We start from the raw sequence: 22,934 nt of genomic DNA on the forward strand, positions 1-22,934 counted from the left end.
GGGTTACAGAGTCCTCAATATTTTTTAGACAGAGAAATTACGTCTATGGTAGCGCAGGCTCTACTGGCTTCACCGCCACCCACTGCACCACCGGCAACGCCGGCCGCCATGCAGTGAAAGTGCCGACTGCACCTGCGCGCTCCACGGAAAGCCGGGTGACATCCCCGCCATAGTCGCGACGTGCCTGCCACAGCAGAGCCTCAGACTCCAGCGTGACGGTGTTCGCGACGATGGTGCCACCCGGGGCAAGGCGTTGCCAACAGGTCTCAATCATGCCGTCTGCAGTGAGACCTCCGCCGATGAAAATGGCATCGGGGCGAAGATCCGAGTCAGCCAAAACCCCTGGTGCTGCGCCGTGGTGGACAGTCACATTGCCCGACAGGTTCGCCACATTCTTAGCAATTCGCTCTGCACGAACAGCATCGCGCTCAAAAATTTCCGTGTGTCCGCCGTGCCGAGCCCACTCAATGCCAATCGATCCTGTGCCACCGCCGACATCCCACAGCAGTGCTCCCGGCCGAGGATCCAACGCGGCGACGGTCATTTGGCGAATCGGTGCCTTCGTCAGCTGGCCATCCGAGTCAAAGTCACCGTCGTGCAGCCAGCCGCGCGCGCTTCCCGACGGCTCCACCGCCAGCACCGTGAGATTTCCAGCTGCAACCGGAGGACTCGCCACCGTGCCTTCGGCCACAGACTCCGGCAGCCCCGTCGCCTCCGAGCCACCGAGATTGGTCAGCGCGGTGAGTTTGGTGTCTGGGCGGTCGGCCAAGACAGTAGCGACCTCTTGCACTGAGTCCGCGTTTCGACACAGCACGAGGAAGGGGCGCAGTGCATCTGCTACCGGTACGACACGCGCGGCTCCAGGTATTCCCGGCTCCCCTGTCACCAGCGAAATCACCGGAGTGTCATGCAAGGGCCAGCCGAGGTAGGCGCAGGCTAATGAGGCCGACGATGGCGCTGGAATAACCTCCACGGCGCCACGGCCGAGCTCCCGGACCAGGGACGCCCCTACACCGTGGAACATCGGATCCCCACTGGCGAGGATGACATCGACTGTGGGGTCAACATCTGCCAGGGTGGCCTGCCAGTCCTTCCAGAAGCCACCTGGCCAAGGAGAGAGTTCGGCGTCCAGGTTGACGTCGGCAAGCAAACGGAGCTGACGGGGAGAGCCAATGATGCGGCGAGCCGATGACAACGCCTCGACAGCGCGGGCGGACAGACCAACGTACCCGTCGCAGCCAATCCCGACGACGCGAAGCTTCTGGCTCATCGGGGCATCTTCCGCCAAATCCAGCGAGGAGTCAGATGTGTAGCACGGGCGAGCAACGCCAGCTTGCGCGGCACCCAGACATATGGCTTGCGGCCGTCGAAGGCGGTGACGGCGGCCTCAGCTACCTCGGCGGGGCGAGAGGACATCGGCGCCGGCTTCATGCCCTCGGTCATACGGCCGATGACGAAGCCCGGGCGGACAATCGTCAGCTGAATATGGCTGCCGTGCAGGCGGTCCTGCATGCCTTGGAGGAAACCGTCGAGGCCGGCCTTCGCCGAACCGTAGACGTAGTTGGCGCGGCGCACGCGGGCACCTGCGATAGAGGAAAAGGCCATGATGCGGCCCGCGACCTTGTCGCGCACAGGCAGTTTGCCGGCGGCGATGTCGGACTCCATGCGCGCGACAATCTCTGTGAGAATCGACGCCTGAGCCGTGAAGTCGGTGTGAATGACCGCCGCCGCAGCCTCCCCGGACTCTTCACACTTCTGCTGATCGCCGAGGATGCCGAACGCGACAATCACCGTGTCGATGGGACCGTGCTGCCAGGCGTGCTCAACGAACTGGCGGTGTGCGGCGATGTCATCGGCATCAAAGTGGATGCGGTGCACCGCGACGGCGCCGGCATCGATGAGGCGACCGGCAATGCCGTCGAGCGCCTCAGTGCGGCGCGCAGCGAGCGTGAAGGTGTTGTGATTGGCCAACCGCGCGGCAACTTCCCCGCCGATTTCGCTGGTGGCACCAAGTACGAGTACGTGTCCCATGCGCTAGAAAATACCTTTCCCCTAAACCTCGGTTAGACGGTAATCAAATCGTGCGGACCGTTATTGACCGATTCGCCGCCATCTTCGGTGACAATGATGATGTCCTCCAGCCGCATACCGAATTCGCCCGGCAGGTACACGCCCGGCTCCACCGAAAACGCCATGCCAGGCTCGAGTGCAAGCTCATTGCCAGCCATAATGAACGGCTCTTCATGGGTGGACAGGCCAATGCCATGACCAGTGCGGTGAATGAAGTACTCGCCGTAGCCCGCAGCGGTGAGGCTATTGCGCGCAATCGCATCAATCTCTGCAGCCGTCACACCCGGGCGTACCGCTGCTACAGCAGCTTCCTGAGCCTTCCGCAGGGCCGCCCACGCTGCGGTTTCCTTCTCCCCCGGCTTGCCGACGACATAGGTGCGCGTGCAATCGGAGTGGTAGCCGAGTGGCAAGGTGCCTCCGATATCGACGACCACCACGTCGCCGTCCTCGATGACGCGGTCGGAGAAATCGTGGTGCGGATTAGCACCATTTTCAGCCGAGCCGACAATGACGAAGTCAATGGCGACATGGCCTTCCTCCAGGATGGCTGTCGAGATTTCATCGGCGACCTCGCGCTCGGTGCGACCTGCACGCAGCATGCCTGGCACACGAGCGTGAACGCGGTCAATGGCGGCGCCGGCCTCGCGCAGCTGATCAATCTCAGCGGCGTCCTTGCGCATGAACAGTTCCTTCAGCAGTTCTCCGGCCAACACAGTCTTGGCTCCGGTGAGATCCTGAATGGGAATCAGGTGGTCAGCGGTCAACGACGCCCCAATTGCGAGAGTGCCCACGTGGCCGACTAGGTCGGCGACAATGCGGTGTGGATCCTGACCGTCCTCCCACAACACCACATCGGCGTCGAGGTCGTTGATAGCGCACAATGGCAGGTCACCGCGCTCAACGGCGGGCAATACCAGCGTGGTTGTGCCGGCTGCGGTGACCACCAGCGCGGTGAGACGCTCATGCGAAGTGACCGCAGAACCAATGAGATACTGCAGGTCAGCGCCGGTTCCAAAGACTGCAGCGTCTGCATCGCGGGTGCGGAGTAGCTCCGCGGTGCGATCCAGACGCTGCTGATAGATGTCAAAGCTAAAGATACCGTTGCTCATAGTTGCCAACTGTACCCGTCAGCCTGCGCCCGTCGCCGGTTGAGTGGCCCCGGGGCGACGAGGCTTCGTCTGACCAACTTAACCGGCAACTAATTATTCAGCGCCACTACTCCCCTGCGAATCGCCTGAATAGCCTCGGCAGACTTATCGCGAATGTCCGTGGAGTAGCCCGTCTTCTTGATCTGCTGCAACAGATCAATGACCTGACGGCACCAGCGGACAAAGTCACCCGGAGTCAGCTCCGCGCCACTTTCGGCCGCTGCCTGCAGGCAGTACCCCAGCGGCGCCCCCGCAGTCCACTGATGAATTGCAGTGGCAAAAGCCATATCCGGCAAGTCCGTCACCGGCAGCCGGTAGCGGCGCTCATCCTCCGACAGTTCCTCCCAGATTCGGTAGGTATTCCCCAGCGCCTTGGCCAGCGGCTCGGTCGGCACCTCGTCACTGCCTTGGCTGGCCTTGCGGTTTTCAAAGACCAAACTCGACACCGCACCGGCTAGTTCCGCGGGGTCCAGGTCATCCCAAATACCGCGGCGCAGACACGTGGCCACCAGCAGATCCGAGCCGTTGTGAATCTGCGCCAGTCGCAGGCCTTCCTCCGTAATCGTCGGCTCCGCGCCCTCCGGCCATTCGACATAGTCCATCTGTGCCAGCAACTGCAGCATTCGGTCGAATGTGCGTGCCAACGTATCCGAGGCGGAATCGACGCGCTTTTGCAGCTTGGCCACATGCGCCTCAGCCTGCCGCAGCGTATCGGCGTGACGAGCCATCGTCTCCACCGCAGGATCTCCATGCAGCGGGTGCTCGCGCAATTCCTGCCGCAACTTCCTCACCGCCGGAGAGTTGCCACCAGTGCGGCGCTTCAGCCGCTTTGGCCCCTTCAGCCCCTTGCGGCCGATCTCTGCACGCACAATACCGAGCGCACGTCGCGGATGCCGATCCGCATCCCGCGGCAACTTAATCGAGCCGACTGTCTGCGGTGCCGCTGGGAAGATATGCGGCTCCACACGGCCTACAAATCCGCCGACGCTGATGACACCCGGACGAGGATTCGACTTCGAATGGTCCTCTCGGTACACCACCGCCAACTGCACCTTCTTACCCTTCGGCAGCGGAATAACCTCGCCTCGACGGAGCCTTCGCAGCGCGGTCACCGTTTCCGTGTGGCGGTCTTCAATATTGCGGCGCTTGGCGTTCTTCTCCTCCTGGGTCAGCTTCGCGCGCAGATCCAGGTATTCGAGCATCTGGGTCAGGCGCTCGTCGTCACGCGAACTGCCTTCCCCGCTTGACGACGACCCCTCAGCCTCCGCCCCTTCAGCGTGCGCATCGGCTCCCCTGCCGAGCAATTCCGCACGCAGGGCCGCGGCTTCTTGCTTGGCCTTGGACAGTTCGGCGGCGACTCCGACGATGTCGCCATCCGCCTGGAACTGTGCGAACGAGCGCTCCATGACACGCTTCGACCCCTCGTAACCGAGTGTCTGCAGGAGGTTGACGCTCATGTTGTAGCTCGGTGCGAAGGTGGAGATCAGCGGGTACGTGCGTGTGGATGCCAGCCCTGCGACGGCCTTCGGGTCCATTGCTGGGGCCCACTGCACTACGGCATTGCCGACGGTGTCGATACCGCGGCGGCCAGCGCGACCCGTCATCTGCGTGTACTGACCGGGCGTGAGATCTACGTGTGCCTCGCCGTTGAACTTGACCAGCTTCTCCAGCACAACCGTGCGGGCAGGCATGTTGATGCCCAGCGCGAGCGTCTCGGTGGCGAAGACGACCTTGACCAGGCCTTCGTTAAAGAGCTCTTCCACAATGTGGCGAAACGCAGGCAGCATGCCCGCGTGGTGCGCCGCAAAACCTCGGATGAGAATGCGGCGCCAGCGCAGGAAGCCGAGAACCTGCAGGTCTTCCTTCGGAATGTGAGCCACACCGTCATCGATAATCTTGGCGATGCGCTCCTGCTCATCTCGGTCAGTGAGTTCTGCGCGAGTAGCGCCGACCTGCGCCAACGCGCCTTCGCAGCCCGCGCGGGAGAAGATGAAAACGATCGCGGGCAGCATGTTCATGGAGCCGAGCATGCGGATAACATCGCCGCGCTTCGGCGGGCGGAACTTGCGCTGCCCCCTATCGCCCCAGCTGTATGAGCGCCCACCGCCCTTGTGCTTTTTGTACTGGTAGCGCTCCCTGGCCCCAGCATTCCCGTAGCCGAATTCGGCGCGACGGCACGCCTCCAGCAGGTCCTGATTGACCTTGTCCGACTTCGCCTCGAAAAGAGGATAGAGCCGGCTGCCCACTAGCATGTGTTGATGCAGCGGAACCGGACGCAGATCCGTGACAATAACGTCCGTGTGCCCGCGCACCGTGGACAGCCAGCGCCCGAATTCCTCGGAGTTGGACACCGTCGCGGACAAACCGATGACGGCCACGGACTGGTCGAGGTTCAAAATAACCTCTTCCCACACAGCGCCGCGCTCGCGGTCAGCGAGGTAGTGAATCTCGTCCATCACCACATGCGTGAGTTTCTTCAGCGTCGGCGAGTTCGCGTAGATCATGTTGCGCAGCACCTCGGTGGTCATCACCACGATGTCTGCGTCGCCATTAATTGAGGTATCGCCAGTGAGCAGGCCCACGCGGTCCTCGCCGTAGTCCTCGACTAGGTCGTGGTACTTCTGGTTGCTCAACGCTTTGATAGGTGTGGTGTAAAAGCACTTGCCACCGCGCTCGAGAGCTGCATAAATAGCGAATTCGCCAACAATAGTCTTGCCCGCACCGGTGGGTGCACAGACGACAACGCCCCGCCCTGCCTCAATTGATTGGCAGGCGCAGAGCTGAAAGTCGTCAAGATCGAAATCCTGTTGGCTGACGAAATCGCCGAGAAGAGTCATGTCTCTAGAGTGTCATAAACCGCGCTAGAGAACATCATCAAAGTCGCTTGTCGGACGATTTCGCAAGTCCTGCGTCGGCATCGGAGTCTCCGGAATCATTCCGTGTGGCCGCGGTGGGCGCGAATTGCGGGTCGGGCGCATCTGGGATGCCTGCGTCGGTGTCGGTGCGTTCACTGGCGTCGGGCCAGAGATCGGGGAGGTCGTCGGAGCTGCTGATGCCGTCGGCATGCCGCCCGGCTGAATCGACGTCGGCGTGCTTACTGAAGTCGGGGCGTCGATGCCGCCCACGTCGCCGATACCGCCAGCGGAGCCAATCGGACCGGAAGCCGTGATTGGTCCGGAGCCATGCTCGTCATCGACGTCCAACCACTCCGGTCGCTCATTTGCTTTACGACGGTCATGGATGCGACAAAATTGGATTGCGATTTCCACCAGCAATGTCAGCGCCGTCGCCATCGCGACCATAGATATTGGTTCCTGACCTGGCGTCATAAAAGCCGCAAAGACAAACAGCGACATGATGATAATGCTGCGTTTGTCCTTGATGCCCTCGTAGGTAATGACGCCCGCCATGTTCAACATCACCACGAAGAGCGGAACTTCGAAGCTGACTCCGAAAACCAGAATTAGTGCGAGGACGAAACCGAAGTATTGCGAACCGGTGAGCGCAGAAATCTGCGTTTCTTCACCAATCTGAAGCAAGAACTCCAAACCGAAGGCGACAACGAAGTAAGCCAGGACGGAACCCATGACAAACAGCAGTGCTGCGGCAGTCACAACTCGGCGGGTGGTGCGGCGTTCCTTCCGAACCAAGCCAGGGGTGATGTAGGCCCAAATTTGGTAGAGCCACCATGGCGACGACATCACCAGACCGGCCAACGCGCCGACCTTTAGTCGCAGCATGAACATTTCGAACGGACTGGTCGCCAGCAGACGACACTCCGCACCTTCGCCGCCGCCGAGACGCATCTCGGGTGGAAGCTGACAGTACGGATCCTTGAGCAACTCACCCAGGGATTTAAAGTGCAGCGGACCGACATCGGTCGAGGTAAACGGTATGCGGAACTGGCCAATTGTAAAGGCGGTCTGGTACCAGATGAAGCCCACAACAGTGCCAACGGCGATACCAGCAAGAGAGAGAACGAGACGACGCCGGAGCTCTTGAATGTGCTCGACAATAGTCATCACGCCCTCGGGATTGCGCTTACGTTGGCGCTTCCGAGGACGTGATGTGGATGTAGCTGAAGTCACGCTTCAACCGGCCTTCTACTACTGCTGCGGCTGGCCAGGGTTGTTCTGGCCAGGCTGCGGCTGGTATGGCTGCTGGTACTGCTGCTGCGGCTGAGCCTGGGGCGCCGGCTGCTGGTACTGCTGCTGCGGCTGGTACGGCTGCTGTGGCTGGGCCTGCGGAGCCTGCTGGATTGCAGCCTGCTCCTGTTGCTCGTCATCGTTGCGCATTTCCTTGACTTCGGACTTGAAGATACGCATGGAGCGGCCGAGCGAACGTGCGGCATCCGGCAGCTTCTTTGCACCAAAGAGCAAAACAAGAACAACCAGGATAATGATGATTTCCCAGGGACCTAGGTTCGGCATCCGCTTAGAGACCTTTCAAATGAATACAAATACAAGTGGCAAGTTGCCACATCGTGCGCGATAGAAGCTCTAGTTTAAGCTTTGTCGTTTCGACCATACTCTGCCAAAGCCTCAGAGGCTCGCGCAACAACGGCGTTTTTCAATTTTAGGGGCTCAGTGACTTTTACGCTCGGTGAACGGCGGAGCACAAAGGAGACTGTTGCGGCCAGGTCGGACATAGGCACGTCAGCGGCAAATTCCGACTGCCCTAAGCCTTGCTCAGAGACCAGTTCGGTAACTTCTTCTTCCTCCTCATCTTCGGTGAAAAAGACCGGTTCGTAGTCGGCGATCCAGGTGGCGTCGGCGTCGATAAGCACACTCGCCCATTCGGACGTTCCCGTTTCCGCACCAAAGGCGTGGGGATCACGGATATCGACGGGCTCTGGGCGGTGGAAACCGGCGGGAGTGTCGAGGACCTCGGCGGCCTCCAGGCGGTCGACGCGGAAGCTCTTCTGACGGCTGTCTTCCTGCGCACGGTCGACAGCGCGGAGGTACGTCGTGGACTCAACTGTATAAACGTTGACGCAGTCAAGCTCACGGACTGTAACCTGCCCTGAGGCATTCCGGTAACGCACCTTCAGCACTTTGCGCTGATGCAGCGCAGCATAAATCTGCTCGGAAAAGGCAAAGGCCTTGCCATCCTCCGCGGCGGTCGAGTCAATGATGGGAACGTTCGTCCCCAGGGCGCTGCGGAGCTTCGTCGCAGCTGTCTGCGCGGCTTCGGAGGAAGTGGTGGCTGCGGAGTCCTCGATGGTTTCCAGGATGAGCAGCAAGGTCGCGGTTTCCTCGGCTGTGAGCGCACGCGGGTGGCTGAGCACCGTTGCCTGAGGGCGTATGCGGATGTCAAAGCTGTTGCGGTAATCAACTTCGAAAGCCCTCACTCCGAGGAGTCCTGGCTGGTCAATATCGGCAATCTGCTCCACGATTGCCCGAATTCGGGCAAAAGGGATGGCCAGCTCGGTTGCGGCCTCTGTCATTGAACGGTGCTGCGAAAAATACGGTACGACTGCCAACAACTCGTCGACGCTGACACCTGCGTCCAGTTCTCGGGCTGCATGCACTGTCATTAGTTGCCCTCCAAAGTATTGCCCGTACCATTCAATCCGCCATGGCGCGCGAGTACCTGCTCCAACCGAGCAATAATTTCCGATCGTGCCTCTTCAGGTGATTCCACGATCAAATCCGGTGCGTAACTCAATCCTGTGGACACAATCTCGCTCACAGGTGCCGCTGGCAGCTCGTAGCGGCCCTCCCCCAGCGCTGTTGCTTTCATTACGACATCAGCGCAGGTATTCGGGGTAATACGAACGACCGCCTGATACGTCTTCCCACCGCGGTGCAACATCTCTTCCGCAATCTGTTGCAAGTCACCATCGGGCATTGGCTGCGTCGCCGACGTTCCCGTATCCGACACATCGCGGATACGGCTGAGCCGGAACATACGCGCCGCCTCACGCTGCGGATCAAAACCCAGCACATAGAAGCGTCCGCGCAGGTTAATCAAACCCCAAGGCTCCAGCATGCGCAGTTCATCATCCACGCCGTACTGGCGGGAGTACCACATCTCCACCGTCCGGCGCGGCGAGGTCATTGCGGTCAGCAGCGTGCTGAAATCCGCCCTACTCATATCCACCGCATCGGCTACCACCACCGACTCATCCGGCTTCGCAATGGCGCTGCGCTGCGCAAATGATGCGAGCTTCCGCCACGCCGCCACAGCCGTCGAACTCAGTTCCTCCGAACCAAACGCCGCATTCGCCGCCTGGAACACCACCGAAGCCTCCGCTTCAGTGAATTCGGGGTCGTGCTGGGGCCACCGCAGTCTGTTCAGACGCAGGCGCTTGACCTTATCGCCAGTGCTTGACGACGAAACCTCCACCGGGACCCCAGCTGCCAGGAGTGCTGCGGTGTCCGCACGTAAATACCGAGCCCGAGATTCCTCGGAAACACGGGAGTAACCCTCGACATGTTTGGAGATCCACGACTCGCTTACCCACCCGGTGTCGTCGGCAAGCGCCAACAGCAGCTGAACCTGGCGTTGGTTCTCACTGATCGCGGCGGTTCCGGGGCTTTCCGATACAGGTGGGACAGACACGACTGTGGGGCTCCTTTTCCTGGGCGGTTTCCTGGGACGGAACTAGTTTTCCGGCTGCGTATCCGAGGTCTTCTTCGCAGCCGTCAGAATCTCAATCATCTCGCTGACCTCATCGTTTTCCGTGGCAAAGGGGTCGCCGAGCATCGTGGAGACGGGATCATCGCCGGAAATCTTCAGGTGTGTCCAGTCCACGACGGTCTTCAAACTGGATTCTTCAGCTGCAACGAGGAAATCACCGCGCAGCTTCGCACGAGTAGTCGGCGGTGCGGTGCGGACTGCCTCAGCGACCTGCTCATCGGTAATCCACCGCGAGGCAATGCCACGGGCTTCCAGCGCGCGGAAGATGCCGCGGCCGGGACGGATGTCGTGGTAGGCCAAATCGATTTGATGAAGTTTGGGATCCTCCAGAGTCAGACCGCGGTCCAAGTAGCGCTTCATTAGCGAGTACTTAATGGCCCAGTCAATGTCGTGCTCAATGAGAGACCAGTCACCGGTTTCCACGGCATCCAGTGCGCGACCCCACAGCTCGACAATGCGGCCCATTTCCTCGTTGGACGTGCCGGCACCGGCAATGCCCTTGTCCTCGTTGACCATGTTTTCTTCGCGGACCTTCAGCCACTGCGCCGCAGCGTCCAGGAACTCGCGCTGAATCTGCAGCGCGGTGGCAGTTTCGCCACTGCGCAGTGGAATCTCGGCCTTGCCCGTCATATCGCGGCTCACCGCACGGATGGACTTGATCTCGTTGGCGACCTCGAAGTCCGGCAACTTCACGCCAGCTTCAATCATCTCCAGGACCAACTGAGTGGAGCCAATTTTGAGTGCGGTCGTCGTCTCACTCATGTTGGAGTCGCCCACGATGACGTGCAAGCGGCGGAATCGGTTGGAGTCCGCGTGTGGCTCATCGCGAGTGTTAACAATCGGCCGGGAGCGCGTCGTTGCACTGGAGACGCCCTCCCACACATGATCCGCGCGCTGCGAGAAGCAGTACTGAATCGGATCGTTGTGATACGGCGAGGTTGGGTACGGCAGGAAAATCTTCCCCGCCCCGCAAATGAGCTGTCGCGTAACCAAGAAAGGTAGCAGCAGCTTGGACAGGGACTTCAGCCCCAGTTCACGTCCAACCAGGTAGTTTTCGTGACAACCGTAGGAGTTACCGACGGTATCAACGTTGTTCTTCAGCAGGTAGACCTTGCCACCGATGCCCTCGTCAGCAAGCTCTGCTTCAGCCCTTTCGGCGAGTTCGTTCAGGATGACCTCGCCCGAGCGGTCGTACGCGACCAGCTGCGAGACAGAATCGCACTCAGCGGTGGCGTACTCCGGGTGGCTTCCGACATCGAGATACATACGCCCAGCATTGGGGGTGAAAATGTTGGTTGCCCCGTACTTGGCGATCACCGGTCGGAACATATATCGGGCAATCTCATCCGGCCCCAGGCGACGCGAGCCATCCAGCGTCAGAGTGATGCCGAACTCGGTCTCAATGCCGGTGATGCGTCGGGTCAGCGCTTGTGCTGGTACCTGCTGGTCAGTCACTTCTTACTGGCCACCCTTCTGGACATACGAGCGCACGAACTCCTCGGCGTTGTTCTCCAGCAGACCATCAATTTCATCCAGCAGATCGTCAGCAGCTGCAACGTGCTCCTGAGCCTGGCCGCCGCCAGAAACCTCGCCGAACTCTTCCTCGTCGCCTCCGCCGGAACCGCCGCCGAAGACCTGAGTGTTACCAGCCATGTTATTGCTCCTTCAAGAAATTCAACTTTTAAGTATTACTGCTCTATTACCGCACTATGCGTGCCTATTGTTCGTGGATAGCCCCGAGCGTACGCAGATGCTCGACCACCTCGGCCACTGTCTCCGCAGACTCCAACACGTCACCGCATTCTGCGGCAGTGAAACGGTCAACTTCATCCAGCGTAATGTAGGCCAGCGTGATTCCAGGCGACTCCACGTCACGAGTGCGTCGATACACCCCCGAAGTGTCCACCACTAAGCTGGTCCAACTGCCCGCGACGACATCTTTGCCAAAGCGGCGCAGAATGCCACCGCGCACATACGCACGCGAGGATTCCGGTGCGTATTCAACCGCGCGGTCAACCTCTTCCTCGGTCACCAGCGTGCGCATCGAGCCACGGCGCACCAGCGCATGGTACAGCCCACGAGCAGGGTCAATATCCGAGTACTGAATATCAATCAGCGCCAACTTTGGGTGATCCCAGCCCGCGCCCAGGCGGGTACGCAAGCCCTCCATGAGGTTGTATTTCGCCACCCAATCCAGCAGGTGGGCTGCCTTGCGGGGGTCGTCGGCAAGCACGTCGAGCACTTCACGCCAGAGCTTGACGACGTCGCCCTGCTGATCGTAGCTCTCCACGCGACGCAGGTACTCGTACTGCATTTCCACCGCGGACATCCATGTGACATGGTCCGCCAGCTGCAGCTTCTCGGTGCAGGTCAGGTCTCGGGAGACCTTATGGACCGCCTCGACGGGGTTGCGGAGCTGCAGATCGTCGAAACGCACGCCGTCCTCGATAGCATCAATGACCAAACCTGTGGTGCCCAGCTTGAGGAAGGTGGCGACCTCACTCATGTTGGCATCACCGATGATGACGTGCAGGCGGCGGAAGCGATTGGAGTCGGCGTGTGGTTCATCGCGGGTGTTGATGATGCCGCGGTTCAAAGTGGTCTCCAGCGAGACTTCAGTCTCGATGTAGTCCGCGCGCTGCGAAATCTGGAAACCCGACTCCTGCCCTATCTGGCCCAGACCGACGCGACCAGCGCCCGTAAACACCTGGCGGGTGACGAAGAACGGTGTCAGACCGGCGACAATGTCATCGAACTCGGTTTCCCGGGAGAAAAGGTAGTTCTCGTGGGCGCCATACGAGGCACCCTTGCCATCGACATTGTTGCGGTAGAGCTTGAGCACCGGGCCGGGGTTGCCCTCGGCATCGGTGGCTTCTGCGGCAAGCTGAGCTGCCCGCAGCATAATCTTGTCACCTGCACGGTCAGCGATGACCGCTTCGCGGGCAGTTGCCGTCTCCGGTGAGGAATATTCCGGGTGTGCGTGGTCGACGTAGAAACGGGCACCATTCTGCACCAGCAGGTTTGCAGCGCCGACGGCGTTTGGATCCACAATCGGTGGCTGGTGGTAGCGGCGCAGGTCAAAGCCGCGGCTGTCGCGCAGTGGCGACTCCGGTGCGTAGTCCCAACGGATGCGCCCCGACAGGCCCTCCTCCTGCTCGTGCGCGAAAGCTAGCACGGCCTGCGTAGAGGTGAGAATTGGGCTGACATCCGGGTTGTCCGGGCTGGAAATGCCGTACTCAATTTCGGTGCCGAAGAAGCGGTTCGGCTGTGCAGAATTTGCGGCGGAATTAGCCATGGCGAATCACCTCGACCGAGGCAACGCGCGCCGCCGGACGACCGGAGATACGAGCCCACTCATCTGGGTTCGAGGTGTTCGGCAGGTCCTCGTTCTGCGCGAACTCCTCCGCCACTGCGGACAGCAGGTGATCCAAGCTAATACCAGCCTCGCCGCCAGCGATAACCGACTTGATGGCGGACTTCTTCGCACGGTCGACGATGTTGGAAATCATCGCGCCGGAGTTGAAATCGCGGTAGTACATAACCTCGCCGGTGCCATCTGCATAGCGGATCCGCACGTACTCATTTTCTTTCGTCTTGGCGTACATCCGCTCAACAACCTGGTCAATGAGGTGGGCGACATTCTGCTCCACCCCGCCGCGTGTCTCCACCTCGGCTGCGTTATACGGCAGCTCTGGAGTCAAGTACTTGCGGAAGATATCCTTCGCCGCAGCCTCATTCGGGCGTTCAATGCGAATCTTCACATCCAGGCGTCCCGGGCGCAGAATTGCCGGGTCTATCATTTCCTCGCGGTTGGTGGCACCAATCACGATGACGTTTTCCAGTCCCTCCACACCGTCGAGCTCACTGAGCAGCTGCGGAACCACAGTGTTTTCCATATCCGAGGAGATACCCGAACCACGAGTGCGGAAAATCGAGTCCATCTCGTCGAAGAAGACAATAACCGGCTTGCCATCCTCAGCAATGTCACGAGCACGGTCGAAAATCAAACGAATCTGACGCTCCGTCTCACCGACGAACTTGTTTAGCAGCTCCGGACCCTTGACATTCAAGAAGTACGACTGCGCCCGCTGCGCCTCCGCTTCACTCTTACCCCTGGACAGCGCAATCTTGCGTGCCAACGAATTAGCCACAGCCTTGGCAATCAGCGTCTTACCATTGCCGGGAGGACCGTAGAGCAGCACGCCCTTCGGCGGACGCAGGTTGTACTGTTCAAACAGCTCTGGCTGCAGGAATGGCATCTCCACGGCGTCGTGAATCTGCTCAATCTGACTGTCCAAACCACCGATATCCGTGTAGGTGACATCCGGTACCTCTTCCAGCACCAGGTTTTCCACCTCGGACTTCGGAATGACCTCAAACGCATAGCCCGACTTGCGGTCAATCATCACCGAGTCCCCCGGCTTCGGCGACAAATCCCCCGCCAGCGACACTACGAATTCCTCACCGTGAGTATCCGAAGCCAAAATGCGCTCCCGATCCGGCAGCACCTCGCGGACATTGGCGATATCGCCGCTTTCCGGGTAACCGCAGTCCTCCACGATTATCGACCCCTCATTCAGACGCACCTGCGCGCCCGGCCGAAGCGCCCGCTCGTTAATCTCCGGCTGCACCCTCAGACGCATCCGACGATTACCGGTAAACACCTCTGCTGTGCCTTTCTCCGGCCCCGGCTTGAGGAAAATCCCGTACGTGCTAGGCGGCTCCAGCATGTCCTCCATGTCTTGGCGCAGCAGCTCTAGCTTGTTACGGGAGTCTCGCAACAGCTCAACCAGGCGATTATTACGAATGCCGAGGTTGTAGTTCTTCTGCTCTAGATCACGGATTTTGTCAGACGGCGTTGTCATGTACCCCAGATTACCCATTGGGTCCGCCGCTGTTGTCGCTTGGTCGATTTAGACCGTGTGTCGTATCACGCTTTACGACGGCTACACCTCCCAGCGCGAAGCGGCGGTCTTACAGCTTCTTTTGATTTCGTCGCTGTGGACGCGGAGGCACCGTGCCGTCGGCAAGCCTGCGTGCCCACACCAGGAACGCGGTATGCGCCTGCATACGGTGCGCCGGGCGGACGGAGAGATCCTGAACATTCCAGTCGCGGACCAGGGATTCCCAGGCGCGTGGTTCGGTGAAGCACTTCTGGGCGCGGATGCCCTCCATGACCTTCATTAGCTGCGGAACGGTGGCGACATAGACCATGAGCACGCCGCCAGGCTGGAGCACCTTCGAGACGGTGTGCAGGCATTCCCACGGAGCGAGCATGTCCAGAATGACTCGGTCGACTGGACCGCCGAGCGACTCGACGGAGGCTTCGTTGAGATCGCCGAGGCGCAAGTCCCAGTTGTCGGGCTTGTGACCCATGAAGTCGACAACGTTGCGTTCGGCGTGCTCGATGTGGTCCTCGCGGACCTCGTAGGAAATAAGCTGCCCGTCAGCGCCGATTGCGCGGAGCAGGTTGAGGCTGAGTGCGCCGGAGCCAGCTCCGGCCTCCAGTACCCGCGCACCTGGGAAGATGTCGCCCTCGACGATGATCTGTGCGGCATCCTTCGGGTAAATCACCGCAGCGCCGCGCGGCATGGACAGGACGTAATCGACCAGCAAGTGACGCATGGCCAGGTAGACCGTGCCTTCGCCGGAGGTGACGGTGGTGCCTTCCTTGGCGCCGATGAGGTCGTCATGGAGGATGGTGCCGCGGTGGGTGAAGAACTTGCCACCCTCCTCGAGGATGACGGTGAAGTGGCGATTCTTCGAGTCAGTCAGCTGGACTCGGTCGCCGACCTGGAATGGTCCGCTCAATGCCATAGGTGTGTGGGCTCCTTTTGGGGTTTGGTTGGGTCGGGCTAGATCGTGTTGGGGTCGTGTTGGATTGTGTTTGGTCGTGACTCGTACGGGCGCGAATGCGGCCAAATCGGGACGGTACTCTAACCTGGCTAGTATGCCCGACAATGCCCAAAGTTCTAAGTCAGCAGTTCAACCTTCCCGCCGCTCTAAGTTGGCGCTGTCGCCGTCGAGAGCTAATGACTACCGCCAGTGCCCGTTGAAGTACCGGTTCCGTGCGATTGACAAGATTCCGGAGCCGTCGACTGTCGCGCAGGTCAAGGGCACATTGGTACATGCTGTGCTCGAACAGATGCATGCCTGGCCCCGGGAAGAACGCACTTACCCAGCGGCGGTGAAGCGCCTGAAGCCGACCTGGGAGGATATGCGTGCAAAGGACGAGGAACTGATTGAGCTAGTTCCGGAGGATGATTACTACAACTTCCTGGTCGAATGCCGCGGACTGCTCAAGGGGTACTTCATGATGGAAAACCCCATGGGCTTCGATGCGGCCGAGATGGAAAAATTCGTTCAGCTGGTTATCGATCCGGATGCGGATCAGACCGTGCCGTTGTCGGTGCCGCTTCGTGGTTTTATCGACCGCGTCGATATTGCCCCGACTGGTGAGGTCCGGATTGTCGACTACAAGACGGGCAAGAAGCCTTCTCCTCGCTTCCAGGATGAGGCACTTTTCCAGATGCGTTTTTATGCGCTGGCGTGGTGGCGACTCACCGGTCGTATCCCGGAGCAGTTGCGGTTGATGTACCTGAAGGTTGCCGATGATCTGGTACTGAGCCCCAACGCGACAGAATTAGAGGCTTTCCAAGCGGAGATTGCCGACTTGTGGTCGGCCATCGTGCGCGACGGTGAAACCGGTGACTTTGTGCCGAAGAAGTCCAAGCTCTGCGGGTGGTGTTCTTTCCAGGAGTTGTGCCCTGCCTACGGCGGGGTCACACCGGAGTACCCCGGCTGGCCAGGCGCCGTCGGTGATGGTGGCACTGAGTAAAAGTTGCGGATAGCGGTGGCTCTCGAGGGTTGTTAGCTTTCGCGGGGTGCCGCCGTCGGCGGTAACGGCGCCAGTAAAAGTTACTGACTAGGTTTATAGCGGGTGAATGGAATTAACTGTTCAGTTTTTGCCATAAACCTAGTCAGTTTCTCTATGCGGTGTTTTAGGTAGACCCTCACTACAACAGCACACTGCCGAAAGCGAAACCAAACGCGACGGCCAGGGCAATGCAAAGTGTGCCCGGGATGATAAACGAGTGGTTAAACACGTATTTGCCGATACGGGTTGTACCAGTGTCATCCATCTCCACTGCGGCAAGGAGTGTCGGATAAGTCGGCAGTACGAACAGCGCTGAAACCGCGGCGAACGAAGCAATTGCGGTAATCGGCGAAACGCCCACCGCCAGAGCTGCGGGCATGATGGCTTTGGTTGTAGCTGCCTGTGAGTACAGGAGAGCTGCTGCAAAGAAAAGCACGACCGCGAGCATCCATGGCATCGAGGTCAGTAGGCTGCCGGACGCGGTCTTAATGTCGTCGATGTAGTGGTTGATAATTGTGGTTCCCAGCCACGCCACACCGAGAACGCAGACGCTGGCGGACATGCCCGATTTAAACACTGGGGTGTTCAAAATAGTTGCTGCGTCTAACTTGCAAGCAAGCACGATAACGGTAGCGGCGGTCAACATGATTGACATGATCGCCTCGTTTCGTGGAAGCGTGGGATCAGCGATGAGCCCGACCTGCTCAGTGCTGATGGTCGCGTAAACCATCACCGCGAGAATCGAAAGCAGGAAAATCGCCACGGACCACTTGGCCGACTTGGTTGGTATGTATTCGCTCATCTGGCCACGTGGCTTAGAGACCAACCCCTTTTCCAAGCGGCTTTGGTACTCCGGATCGTCGCAAAGCTCCTCGCCGAGATGATTGGTGACAAAAGCAGTAGGAAGGATTGCGAGGAACGTTGACGGGATGACAATAGCCAAAAGTGTGAGGTAGCCAACGCCCTGCGGTTCCATAAGCGATGCCATCAACACCACGGCTGCGGAGATTGGCGATGCTGTGATTGCCAGCTGTGACGCGATAACTGCGACGGACAGCGGGCGGGACGGGCGCACGCCTCCCTCCTTGGCTACTTCTGCGATAACCGGCAGGGTCGAAAACGCGGTGTGGCCGGTGCCGGCAAGCAGCGTCATGAGATAAGTGACTACTGGTGCCCAGTAAGTAATGTGGCGCGGATTCTTTCGAAGCAAACGCTCGGCAAGATGGACGAGGTAGTCCATGCCACCGGCTTTTTGCATTGCCGAGATGGCCGCAATGACCGACATTATGATGCCGATGACATCGAAGGGTATGTCATCTTTGGTAACCGGGATACCGGTAATACCGAGCGCCAAAACGCCAAGACCACCGGCAAAACCGATTGCAATCGAACCAAGACGCGCGCCCAGGACGATAGCAGCTAAGACGATGAGGATTTGGACTGCAACTAACACGTGAATCTCCGAAAAGTCACAAAGCTATTCCGGAGACCGTCTAAGACAGGTTGTCGAGTCGAGACTCCCCTGCTACGTATCGCTTACCTCGGTACTCTGGGTGCATAAGATTTTCGGTGCTCAGGACGCGGTCGAGTTCAGACTCATCCATAAGTCCTCGCTCAAGCACAATGTCGCGGACAGACCTACCAGTGCGAGCGGCCTCTTTGCCGACCATGTCTCCCTCGTAGTGGCCAATGACCGGATTCAAGTAGGTCACGATACCAATCGAATTGTCGACATAGCCACGGCACACATCAGCGTTTGCAGTGATACCGGTGATGCACTTGTCTCGAAGAGTATCGGTGGCGTTGCGTAGCAGACTAATCGTTTCAAAAAGACATGCGCCAATGACTGGTTCCATCACGTTCAGCTGAAGCTGGCCGGCCTCGGCGGCCCAGGTCAGCGTGACATCATTGCCGAAAACCTTGAAGCAGGCTTGGTTTGCGACTTCCGGAATCACTGGGTTAACCTTCGCCGGCATAATTGACGAACCAGCAGCACGCTCTGGCAAGTTGATCTCGTTCAAACCAGCACGCGGACCCGATGCCAGTAGGCGAAGGTCGTTGCACATCTTAGAAATCTTCATGGCCGCGCGCTTCAAGCAGGCGTGCACGCTGACGTATGCGCCAGTATCGCTGGTAGCCTCAATTAAATCCTTCGCGGAGGTCACATCAAAACCACTGACTTCCCGAAGCGCTTGTGTTACGGCCTCGCGGTAGCCCGCCGGCGCATTCACGCCAGTGCCGATGGCAGTCGCACCGAGGTTAATTTGCAGCAGGCGTGCCGACGCGGTTGCGATGGACTCCTGCTCCTCCTCAAGGTTGTTGGCAAATGCGTGGAATACCTGCCCCAGAGTCATAGGAACGGCATCCTGGAGCTGTGTGCGCCCCATCGTGATGATGTCGTTGAATTCATCGCCCTTGGCATGCAGCGCTTCAACCAGGGAATCAAAGTGCTTCTGCAGGTTTAGCAGAGACATGTGGACAGCAAGGCGGAAACCAGTTGGGTAGGCGTCATTGGTCGACTGGCACTGGTTGACATCATCATTGGGGTGAATGATGTCGTAGCGTCCCTTTTCCTGGCCAAGGAGTTCTAGCGCGAGGTTGGCAACGACCTCGTTGGTATTCATGTTGACACTTGTTCCAGCTCCGCCCTGGAAGACATCGATTGGGAACTGATCCATACAGCGTCCCTTTTCCAGGATTTCATCACAGGCGGCGACAATAGTTTCCGCAACATCGCTCGGCAGTGTATGGACGCGCTGGTTGGCAATAGCAGTGGCCTTTTTCACCATTACCATGCCGCGAATGAACTCCGGCACATCATTGATGGTCTTGCCAGAGATTTGGTAGTTGTCGATTGCGCGCTGGGTATGTATTCCGTAATAAGCTTCTGCTGGAACCTCCATGGAGCCAAGCAGGTCAACCTCGGTGCGTGTTGCGGACATATGGACAATCCCTTCTAGGAGTCGCAGCCTTGTGGGCTGCAGTGATTGACAAGACATGGTTGTGTTGTCAAAACTACAGCGTCGGCGTGCTTGCCGCATTCACACAGGAGATTGCTGCTTCAATCCGGCTAACGCCGTGCGCCCTTCTATGGTCAACGCTACTACTTACGCAAAAACAGGTAAAGATTGAAATCCTTTAGTGAGCTCGCATCTGGCTCTTGCGAGCTCGCATTTGGCTACGCGCGACTAGCTCTCCCACCAATATGCAACTAGACCCGTGTAGCCGTCCCCAAAGCAACTCGGCGCGCCCAAGCTAAAAACACGCAACTAACTCCGCGCAACCGGACCTAGTAACTAGATTCGAGCGATACGGATGTTGGAGGCCAAGATTGCCTCGGCACCAATCTTCGCCAGGGCATCCATGAGCGGGTTGGCCTCGGCCTTCGGGACTAGCGCGCGAACTGCTACCCAATCCTCGTTAGCCAGCGGCGACACGGTCGGGCCAGACAGGCCCGGGGTGAGCTTGGATGCCTCTTCCAGCGCGGACGCACGGATGTTGTAGTCAATCATCAGGTACGTCTTGGCATGCAGGATACCGGTCATACGACGCAGGAACACCTGCTGCTCCTCGGTGACCTCCACACCCTGGCGGCCGACCACGACTGCCTCGGAGCTGACTAGAACCTCGCCGAAGGGTTTGAGCCCCTGCTTACGCAGGGTGCGGCCGGTGGAGACAACGTCGGCGATAACGTCGGCAACTCCCAAGCGGATGGAAATCTCCACTGCACCATCAAGGCGAATGACGGTGGCGTTAATGCCACGTGCCTTCAGGTCTTCGCGCACCAGATTCGGGTACGAGGTGGCAATGCGCTTGCCCTCCAGAGCTTCTACGGTCCACTCCTCATCGGCTGGGGCGGCGTAGCGGAAGGTCGAGGCGCCGAAGCCCAGATTCAGAACCTCATCGACCGGAGCCAGCGAGTCAGCGGCCAGGTCGCGGCCGGTGATACCCAAATCCAGATGACCGTTGCCAACGTAGATCGGGATGTCCTTCGGGCGAAGGAAGAAAAACTCAATGTCGTTGGCTTCGTCGTGGATGGTCAGGCGCTTGGAGTCGCCTCGACCCGGGTAACCAGCTTCCTTCAGGATTTCGACTGCCGCCTCGGACAGCGATCCCTTGTTGGGCACGGCAATACGCAGCATGGTGTTGATTTTCTCCTACAGGTACTTGTAAACATCCTCGGGGCTCAGCCCGCGACCGACCATGACCACCTGCAGCCAGTACAACAGCTGCGAAATCTCCTCTGCGAGGGCTTCGTCAGATTCGTGCTCAGCTGCAAGCCAGACCTCACCGGCCTCTTCGACAATTTTCTTGCCCTGGAAATGCACACCAGCGTCTAGCGCCTTGACTGTGCCCGATCCCTCGGGACGTGACTGTGCTTTTTCCTTCAGCTCTGCAAACAGGTCATCAAAGTTCTTCACCTGGTCTATTGTTCCATGTCGTCTACTCGCCCGCGAAAGCAGCCCGCAATAAGCCCAAATTCGAGGTATCCAAATTGCCCGAAATGAAGCGCGCCGGGGGTACTAGCGTCTCCACATCAGCTTGCGAAACGCTCACATCCGGCATTGGATTCCACACCACCGTGCATCCCGCAGCGAGTGCAGAGCGCACCCCCGTTGAGGAGTCTTCGATAGTCAGGCAGTCCTCTGGCGCAAATCCGGCGAGCTCTGCGCCACGCAAGTACGGATCCGGTGCCGGCTTGCCGTTGGCCACCTCATCGCTACACACTGTCGCCGCGAAGTGCTGCTCCCCCATGACATCAATGCAGGGTTGCGCCACGTGTCGGCGAGTATTGGTCACCAACACCACCGGAATGTCAGCAGCTCGGGCCTGGTCCAAAATCTCCGGCACGCCCGGGCGCCACTCCACCCCATGCTCTAGAACCAATTCTGTGAAGCGGTTTTCAACGAATTGGGAGCCCGAGGAAAATAGCTCGTCGTCAAGCGTGCGTCCCGCGTGATCAGCACAAATCGACAGCGTGTCCCAGAGCGTGTTGCCGACGCACTGCATGCGCAACTCCGGAGTCAGGCGACGGCCTACGAATTCCGAGAGGTCGTACGTGGCAATCTCCCACAGGGGTTCCGTGTTGATGAGGCTGCCGTCCATGTCCCACAAAATTGCTTTCACACCATGCGACTATGCCAGGTGAGAATGTATTTGGCGATTATGTCAGCAAGGCCACGGGATTAAGGGCTAGGGTTTTAGGTAGAAAAGTACCGCCAGGGATTTCAGGAAGATAGTGCGTAAACGTGTCCCGCGCGAAAGAAAGGCATTAACAAGCTATGACCAACCCCACGACAGATTCGCTCGCGCAAGCCATCGACAACCCCGAGGCCTATTTCATTCCGCTGGGGCCTATCACCGAAAATGAATTGAGTTACGAACGATTCATGCCCACCAGCTTCACTTACGGTGCGTGGGGTCCGTTCCAGCACGGGGCGCCGCCGTCTGCCCTACTGACGCGCATGTTGGAACGTCGCCGCCTAAAGAGCGAGGGAATGCGCATCACTCGCATAGCTGTCGATTTGCTCTCCGCCGTGCCGTATACGGAGTTGCGGGCGCGCTCGTGGGTGTCGCGACCGGGACGTCAGATTGCCAAAGTTGAGGCTGAATTGCTTGCCGACGTCAAGGGTGTCTGGCGCCCCGTTGCCACTGCATCTGCGTGGATGATGGCCACGGCGGATACGCGGGATATTGAGCGCGCTTTCGACAAACATGTGCCTGGCCCGGCGGAAAGTACCGCGGAGTACATTCCGCTTACTGAAGACTGGAGTGGTGGCTACATTGAGTCCATTGAAGCCCGTGCAGCAGCGACGAAGGATGATGCGGGGACGAAGATTCACTGGGTACGCGCGCCACACCCAATTGTGCTCGGTGAGGAGCCGACTGCGGTGGAGCGAGTCATGCAAGTCGCCGATACGGCCAACGGCATCGGTGCCACGTTGAGCCCGCATCAGTGGGCATTCATGAACACTGATTTAGTAGTTCATCTGCACCGACTCCCCCAGCTCAGCCCGTCGGAGAAGTCGGCGGAATCGGAGTCGCAGCCGGAAGGCGGTGGCTGGGTGGGAATCTCTGCCCGCGGTTCCATCGGGCCCGATGGAATCGGTATGACGGCGGGCGAGCTCTATGATGCGCACGGACCGATAGGTCGCAGCATGCAGACTTTGCTGGTGCGCCCGCAGGGATAGTCTCGG

20 protein-coding genes are annotated in these 22,934 nt (G+C 59.3%); 2 read left to right on the forward strand and 18 right to left on the reverse strand.

Annotated features, from left to right (window positions below; genetic code table 11):
- Window positions 1-43: 43 nt before the first annotated feature.
- From HMPREF2708_RS02525 to HMPREF2708_RS02585, 13 genes are all read right to left on the reverse strand, one after another.
- Entirely contained in the window at window positions 44-1,270 is a 1,227-nt protein-coding gene (locus HMPREF2708_RS02525) for a bifunctional cobalt-precorrin-7 (C(5))-methyltransferase/cobalt-precorrin-6B (C(15))-methyltransferase (protein WP_070831907.1), read from the reverse strand.
- Window positions 1,267-2,031 (reverse strand): SDR family NAD(P)-dependent oxidoreductase, encoded by a 765-nt coding sequence (locus HMPREF2708_RS02530; RefSeq protein WP_070831910.1) that lies wholly within the window; start codon window positions 2,029-2,031, stop codon window positions 1,267-1,269. The genes HMPREF2708_RS02525 and HMPREF2708_RS02530 overlap by 4 nt, the downstream gene beginning before the upstream one ends.
- Before the next feature lie 32 nt (window positions 2,032-2,063).
- Window positions 2,064-3,179, reverse strand: coding sequence for a M24 family metallopeptidase (locus HMPREF2708_RS02535; protein ID WP_070831914.1), 1,116 nt, complete (start codon window positions 3,177-3,179; stop codon window positions 2,064-2,066).
- An 89-nt stretch (window positions 3,180-3,268) separates the two neighbouring features.
- The gene (locus tag HMPREF2708_RS02540; protein ID WP_070831917.1) at window positions 3,269-6,055 is read right to left on the reverse strand and encodes a DEAD/DEAH box helicase; all 2,787 of its coding nucleotides are present in this window, start codon (window positions 6,053-6,055) and stop codon (window positions 3,269-3,271) included.
- Between the two features lie 24 nt (window positions 6,056-6,079).
- Window positions 6,080-7,306 carry a twin-arginine translocase subunit TatC gene (gene tatC / locus HMPREF2708_RS02545; protein ID WP_246840308.1) on the reverse strand — a complete coding sequence of 409 codons (1,227 nt, stop codon included), beginning with the start codon at window positions 7,304-7,306 and terminating at the stop codon, window positions 6,080-6,082.
- An 18-nt stretch (window positions 7,307-7,324) separates the two neighbouring features.
- On the reverse strand, window positions 7,325-7,648 hold the full coding sequence (gene tatA / locus HMPREF2708_RS02550; protein ID WP_005510726.1) for a Sec-independent protein translocase subunit TatA: 324 nt from the start codon (window positions 7,646-7,648) through the stop codon (window positions 7,325-7,327).
- Between the two features lie 74 nt (window positions 7,649-7,722).
- On the reverse strand, window positions 7,723-8,754 hold the full coding sequence (locus HMPREF2708_RS02555; RefSeq protein WP_070831922.1) for a helix-turn-helix transcriptional regulator: 1,032 nt from the start codon (window positions 8,752-8,754) through the stop codon (window positions 7,723-7,725).
- Window positions 8,754-9,782: a helix-turn-helix transcriptional regulator gene (locus HMPREF2708_RS02560; RefSeq protein WP_070831925.1), complete on the reverse strand. Its 1,029-nt coding sequence runs from the start codon at window positions 9,780-9,782 to the stop codon at window positions 8,754-8,756. The genes HMPREF2708_RS02555 and HMPREF2708_RS02560 overlap by 1 nt, the downstream gene beginning before the upstream one ends.
- Window positions 9,783-9,824: 42 nt before the next feature.
- Entirely contained in the window at window positions 9,825-11,315 is a 1,491-nt protein-coding gene (pafA, locus tag HMPREF2708_RS02565) for a Pup--protein ligase (RefSeq protein ID WP_070831928.1), read from the reverse strand.
- Window positions 11,316-11,318: 3 nt separating this feature from the next.
- Complete coding sequence (locus tag HMPREF2708_RS02570) at window positions 11,319-11,513, reverse strand: ubiquitin-like protein Pup (RefSeq protein WP_070831931.1); 195 nt, start codon at window positions 11,511-11,513, stop codon at window positions 11,319-11,321.
- Between the two features lie 64 nt (window positions 11,514-11,577).
- Window positions 11,578-13,155 (reverse strand): depupylase/deamidase Dop, encoded by a 1,578-nt coding sequence (gene dop, locus HMPREF2708_RS02575; protein WP_070831934.1) that lies wholly within the window; start codon window positions 13,153-13,155, stop codon window positions 11,578-11,580.
- The gene (gene arc, locus HMPREF2708_RS02580; RefSeq protein ID WP_246840309.1) at window positions 13,148-14,725 is read right to left on the reverse strand and encodes a proteasome ATPase; all 1,578 of its coding nucleotides are present in this window, start codon (window positions 14,723-14,725) and stop codon (window positions 13,148-13,150) included. The genes dop and arc overlap by 8 nt, the downstream gene beginning before the upstream one ends.
- A gap of 109 nt (window positions 14,726-14,834) precedes the next feature.
- On the reverse strand, window positions 14,835-15,677 hold the full coding sequence (locus tag HMPREF2708_RS02585; protein WP_070831940.1) for a tRNA (adenine-N1)-methyltransferase: 843 nt from the start codon (window positions 15,675-15,677) through the stop codon (window positions 14,835-14,837).
- A gap of 133 nt (window positions 15,678-15,810) precedes the next feature.
- Between HMPREF2708_RS02585 and HMPREF2708_RS02590 the strand changes: the two genes are divergently transcribed.
- On the forward strand, window positions 15,811-16,698 hold the full coding sequence (locus HMPREF2708_RS02590; protein ID WP_070831943.1) for a RecB family exonuclease: 888 nt from the start codon (window positions 15,811-15,813) through the stop codon (window positions 16,696-16,698).
- A 178-nt stretch (window positions 16,699-16,876) separates the two neighbouring features.
- Here the strand turns inward: HMPREF2708_RS02590 and HMPREF2708_RS02595 are convergent, their stop codons facing one another.
- The 5 genes from HMPREF2708_RS02595 to HMPREF2708_RS02615 all read right to left on the reverse strand — a co-directional run bounded on the left by HMPREF2708_RS02595 (window position 16,877) and on the right by HMPREF2708_RS02615 (window position 21,864).
- Complete coding sequence (locus tag HMPREF2708_RS02595) at window positions 16,877-18,190, reverse strand: anaerobic C4-dicarboxylate transporter (protein ID WP_070831946.1); 1,314 nt, start codon at window positions 18,188-18,190, stop codon at window positions 16,877-16,879.
- Between the two features lie 40 nt (window positions 18,191-18,230).
- Complete coding sequence (aspA, locus tag HMPREF2708_RS02600) at window positions 18,231-19,679, reverse strand: aspartate ammonia-lyase (RefSeq protein ID WP_070831949.1); 1,449 nt, start codon at window positions 19,677-19,679, stop codon at window positions 18,231-18,233.
- A gap of 354 nt (window positions 19,680-20,033) precedes the next feature.
- The gene (gene hisG, locus HMPREF2708_RS02605) at window positions 20,034-20,879 is read right to left on the reverse strand and encodes an ATP phosphoribosyltransferase (protein ID WP_070831952.1); all 846 of its coding nucleotides are present in this window, start codon (window positions 20,877-20,879) and stop codon (window positions 20,034-20,036) included.
- A 15-nt stretch (window positions 20,880-20,894) separates the two neighbouring features.
- Window positions 20,895-21,158, reverse strand: coding sequence for a phosphoribosyl-ATP diphosphatase (locus HMPREF2708_RS02610; RefSeq protein WP_005510825.1), 264 nt, complete (start codon window positions 21,156-21,158; stop codon window positions 20,895-20,897).
- 22 nt (window positions 21,159-21,180) lie between these two features.
- Window positions 21,181-21,864 carry an HAD family hydrolase gene (locus HMPREF2708_RS02615; protein ID WP_083321845.1) on the reverse strand — a complete coding sequence of 228 codons (684 nt, stop codon included), beginning with the start codon at window positions 21,862-21,864 and terminating at the stop codon, window positions 21,181-21,183.
- Window positions 21,865-22,019: 155 nt separating this feature from the next.
- Here HMPREF2708_RS02615 and HMPREF2708_RS02620 point away from each other — a divergent pair, with 155 nt between their 5' ends.
- The gene (locus tag HMPREF2708_RS02620) at window positions 22,020-22,928 is read left to right on the forward strand and encodes a thioesterase family protein (RefSeq protein ID WP_070831958.1); all 909 of its coding nucleotides are present in this window, start codon (window positions 22,020-22,022) and stop codon (window positions 22,926-22,928) included.
- The last annotated feature ends 6 nt before the right edge of the window (window positions 22,929-22,934 follow it).

It is taken from the genome of Corynebacterium sp. HMSC073H12 (assembly GCF_001837775.1).
GTDB classification, from domain to species: domain Bacteria; phylum Actinomycetota; class Actinomycetes; order Mycobacteriales; family Mycobacteriaceae; genus Corynebacterium; species Corynebacterium amycolatum.

What these genes read in the sequence shown, in the direction of transcription:
- tatA (WP_005510726.1), bottom strand. Translation starts at nt 7,648, where the DNA reads ATGCCGAACCTAGGTCCCTGGGAAATCATCATTATCCTGGTTGTTCTT.
- HMPREF2708_RS02570 (WP_070831931.1), bottom strand. Translation starts at nt 11,513, where the DNA reads ATGGCTGGTAACACTCAGGTCTTCGGCGGCGGTTCCGGCGGAGGCGAC.
- HMPREF2708_RS02530 (WP_070831910.1), bottom strand. Translation starts at nt 2,031, where the DNA reads ATGGGACACGTACTCGTACTTGGTGCCACCAGCGAAATCGGCGGGGAA.
- dop (WP_070831934.1), bottom strand. Translation starts at nt 13,155, where the DNA reads ATGGCTAATTCCGCCGCAAATTCTGCACAGCCGAACCGCTTCTTCGGC.
- aspA (WP_070831949.1), bottom strand. Translation starts at nt 19,679, where the DNA reads ATGTCCGCAACACGCACCGAGGTTGACCTGCTTGGCTCCATGGAGGTT.
- HMPREF2708_RS02535 (WP_070831914.1), bottom strand. Translation starts at nt 3,179, where the DNA reads ATGAGCAACGGTATCTTTAGCTTTGACATCTATCAGCAGCGTCTGGAT.
- HMPREF2708_RS02525 (WP_070831907.1), bottom strand. Translation starts at nt 1,270, where the DNA reads ATGAGCCAGAAGCTTCGCGTCGTCGGGATTGGCTGCGACGGGTACGTT.
- hisG (WP_070831952.1), bottom strand. Translation starts at nt 20,879, where the DNA reads ATGCTGCGTATTGCCGTGCCCAACAAGGGATCGCTGTCCGAGGCGGCA.
- HMPREF2708_RS02585 (WP_070831940.1), bottom strand. Translation starts at nt 15,677, where the DNA reads ATGGCATTGAGCGGACCATTCCAGGTCGGCGACCGAGTCCAGCTGACT.
- HMPREF2708_RS02540 (WP_070831917.1), bottom strand. Translation starts at nt 6,055, where the DNA reads ATGACTCTTCTCGGCGATTTCGTCAGCCAACAGGATTTCGATCTTGAC.
- arc (WP_246840309.1), bottom strand. Translation starts at nt 14,725, where the DNA reads ATGACAACGCCGTCTGACAAAATCCGTGATCTAGAGCAGAAGAACTAC.
- HMPREF2708_RS02590 (WP_070831943.1), top strand. Translation starts at nt 15,811, where the DNA reads ATGCCCGACAATGCCCAAAGTTCTAAGTCAGCAGTTCAACCTTCCCGC.
- HMPREF2708_RS02555 (WP_070831922.1), bottom strand. Translation starts at nt 8,754, where the DNA reads ATGACAGTGCATGCAGCCCGAGAACTGGACGCAGGTGTCAGCGTCGAC.
- HMPREF2708_RS02620 (WP_070831958.1), top strand. Translation starts at nt 22,020, where the DNA reads ATGACCAACCCCACGACAGATTCGCTCGCGCAAGCCATCGACAACCCC.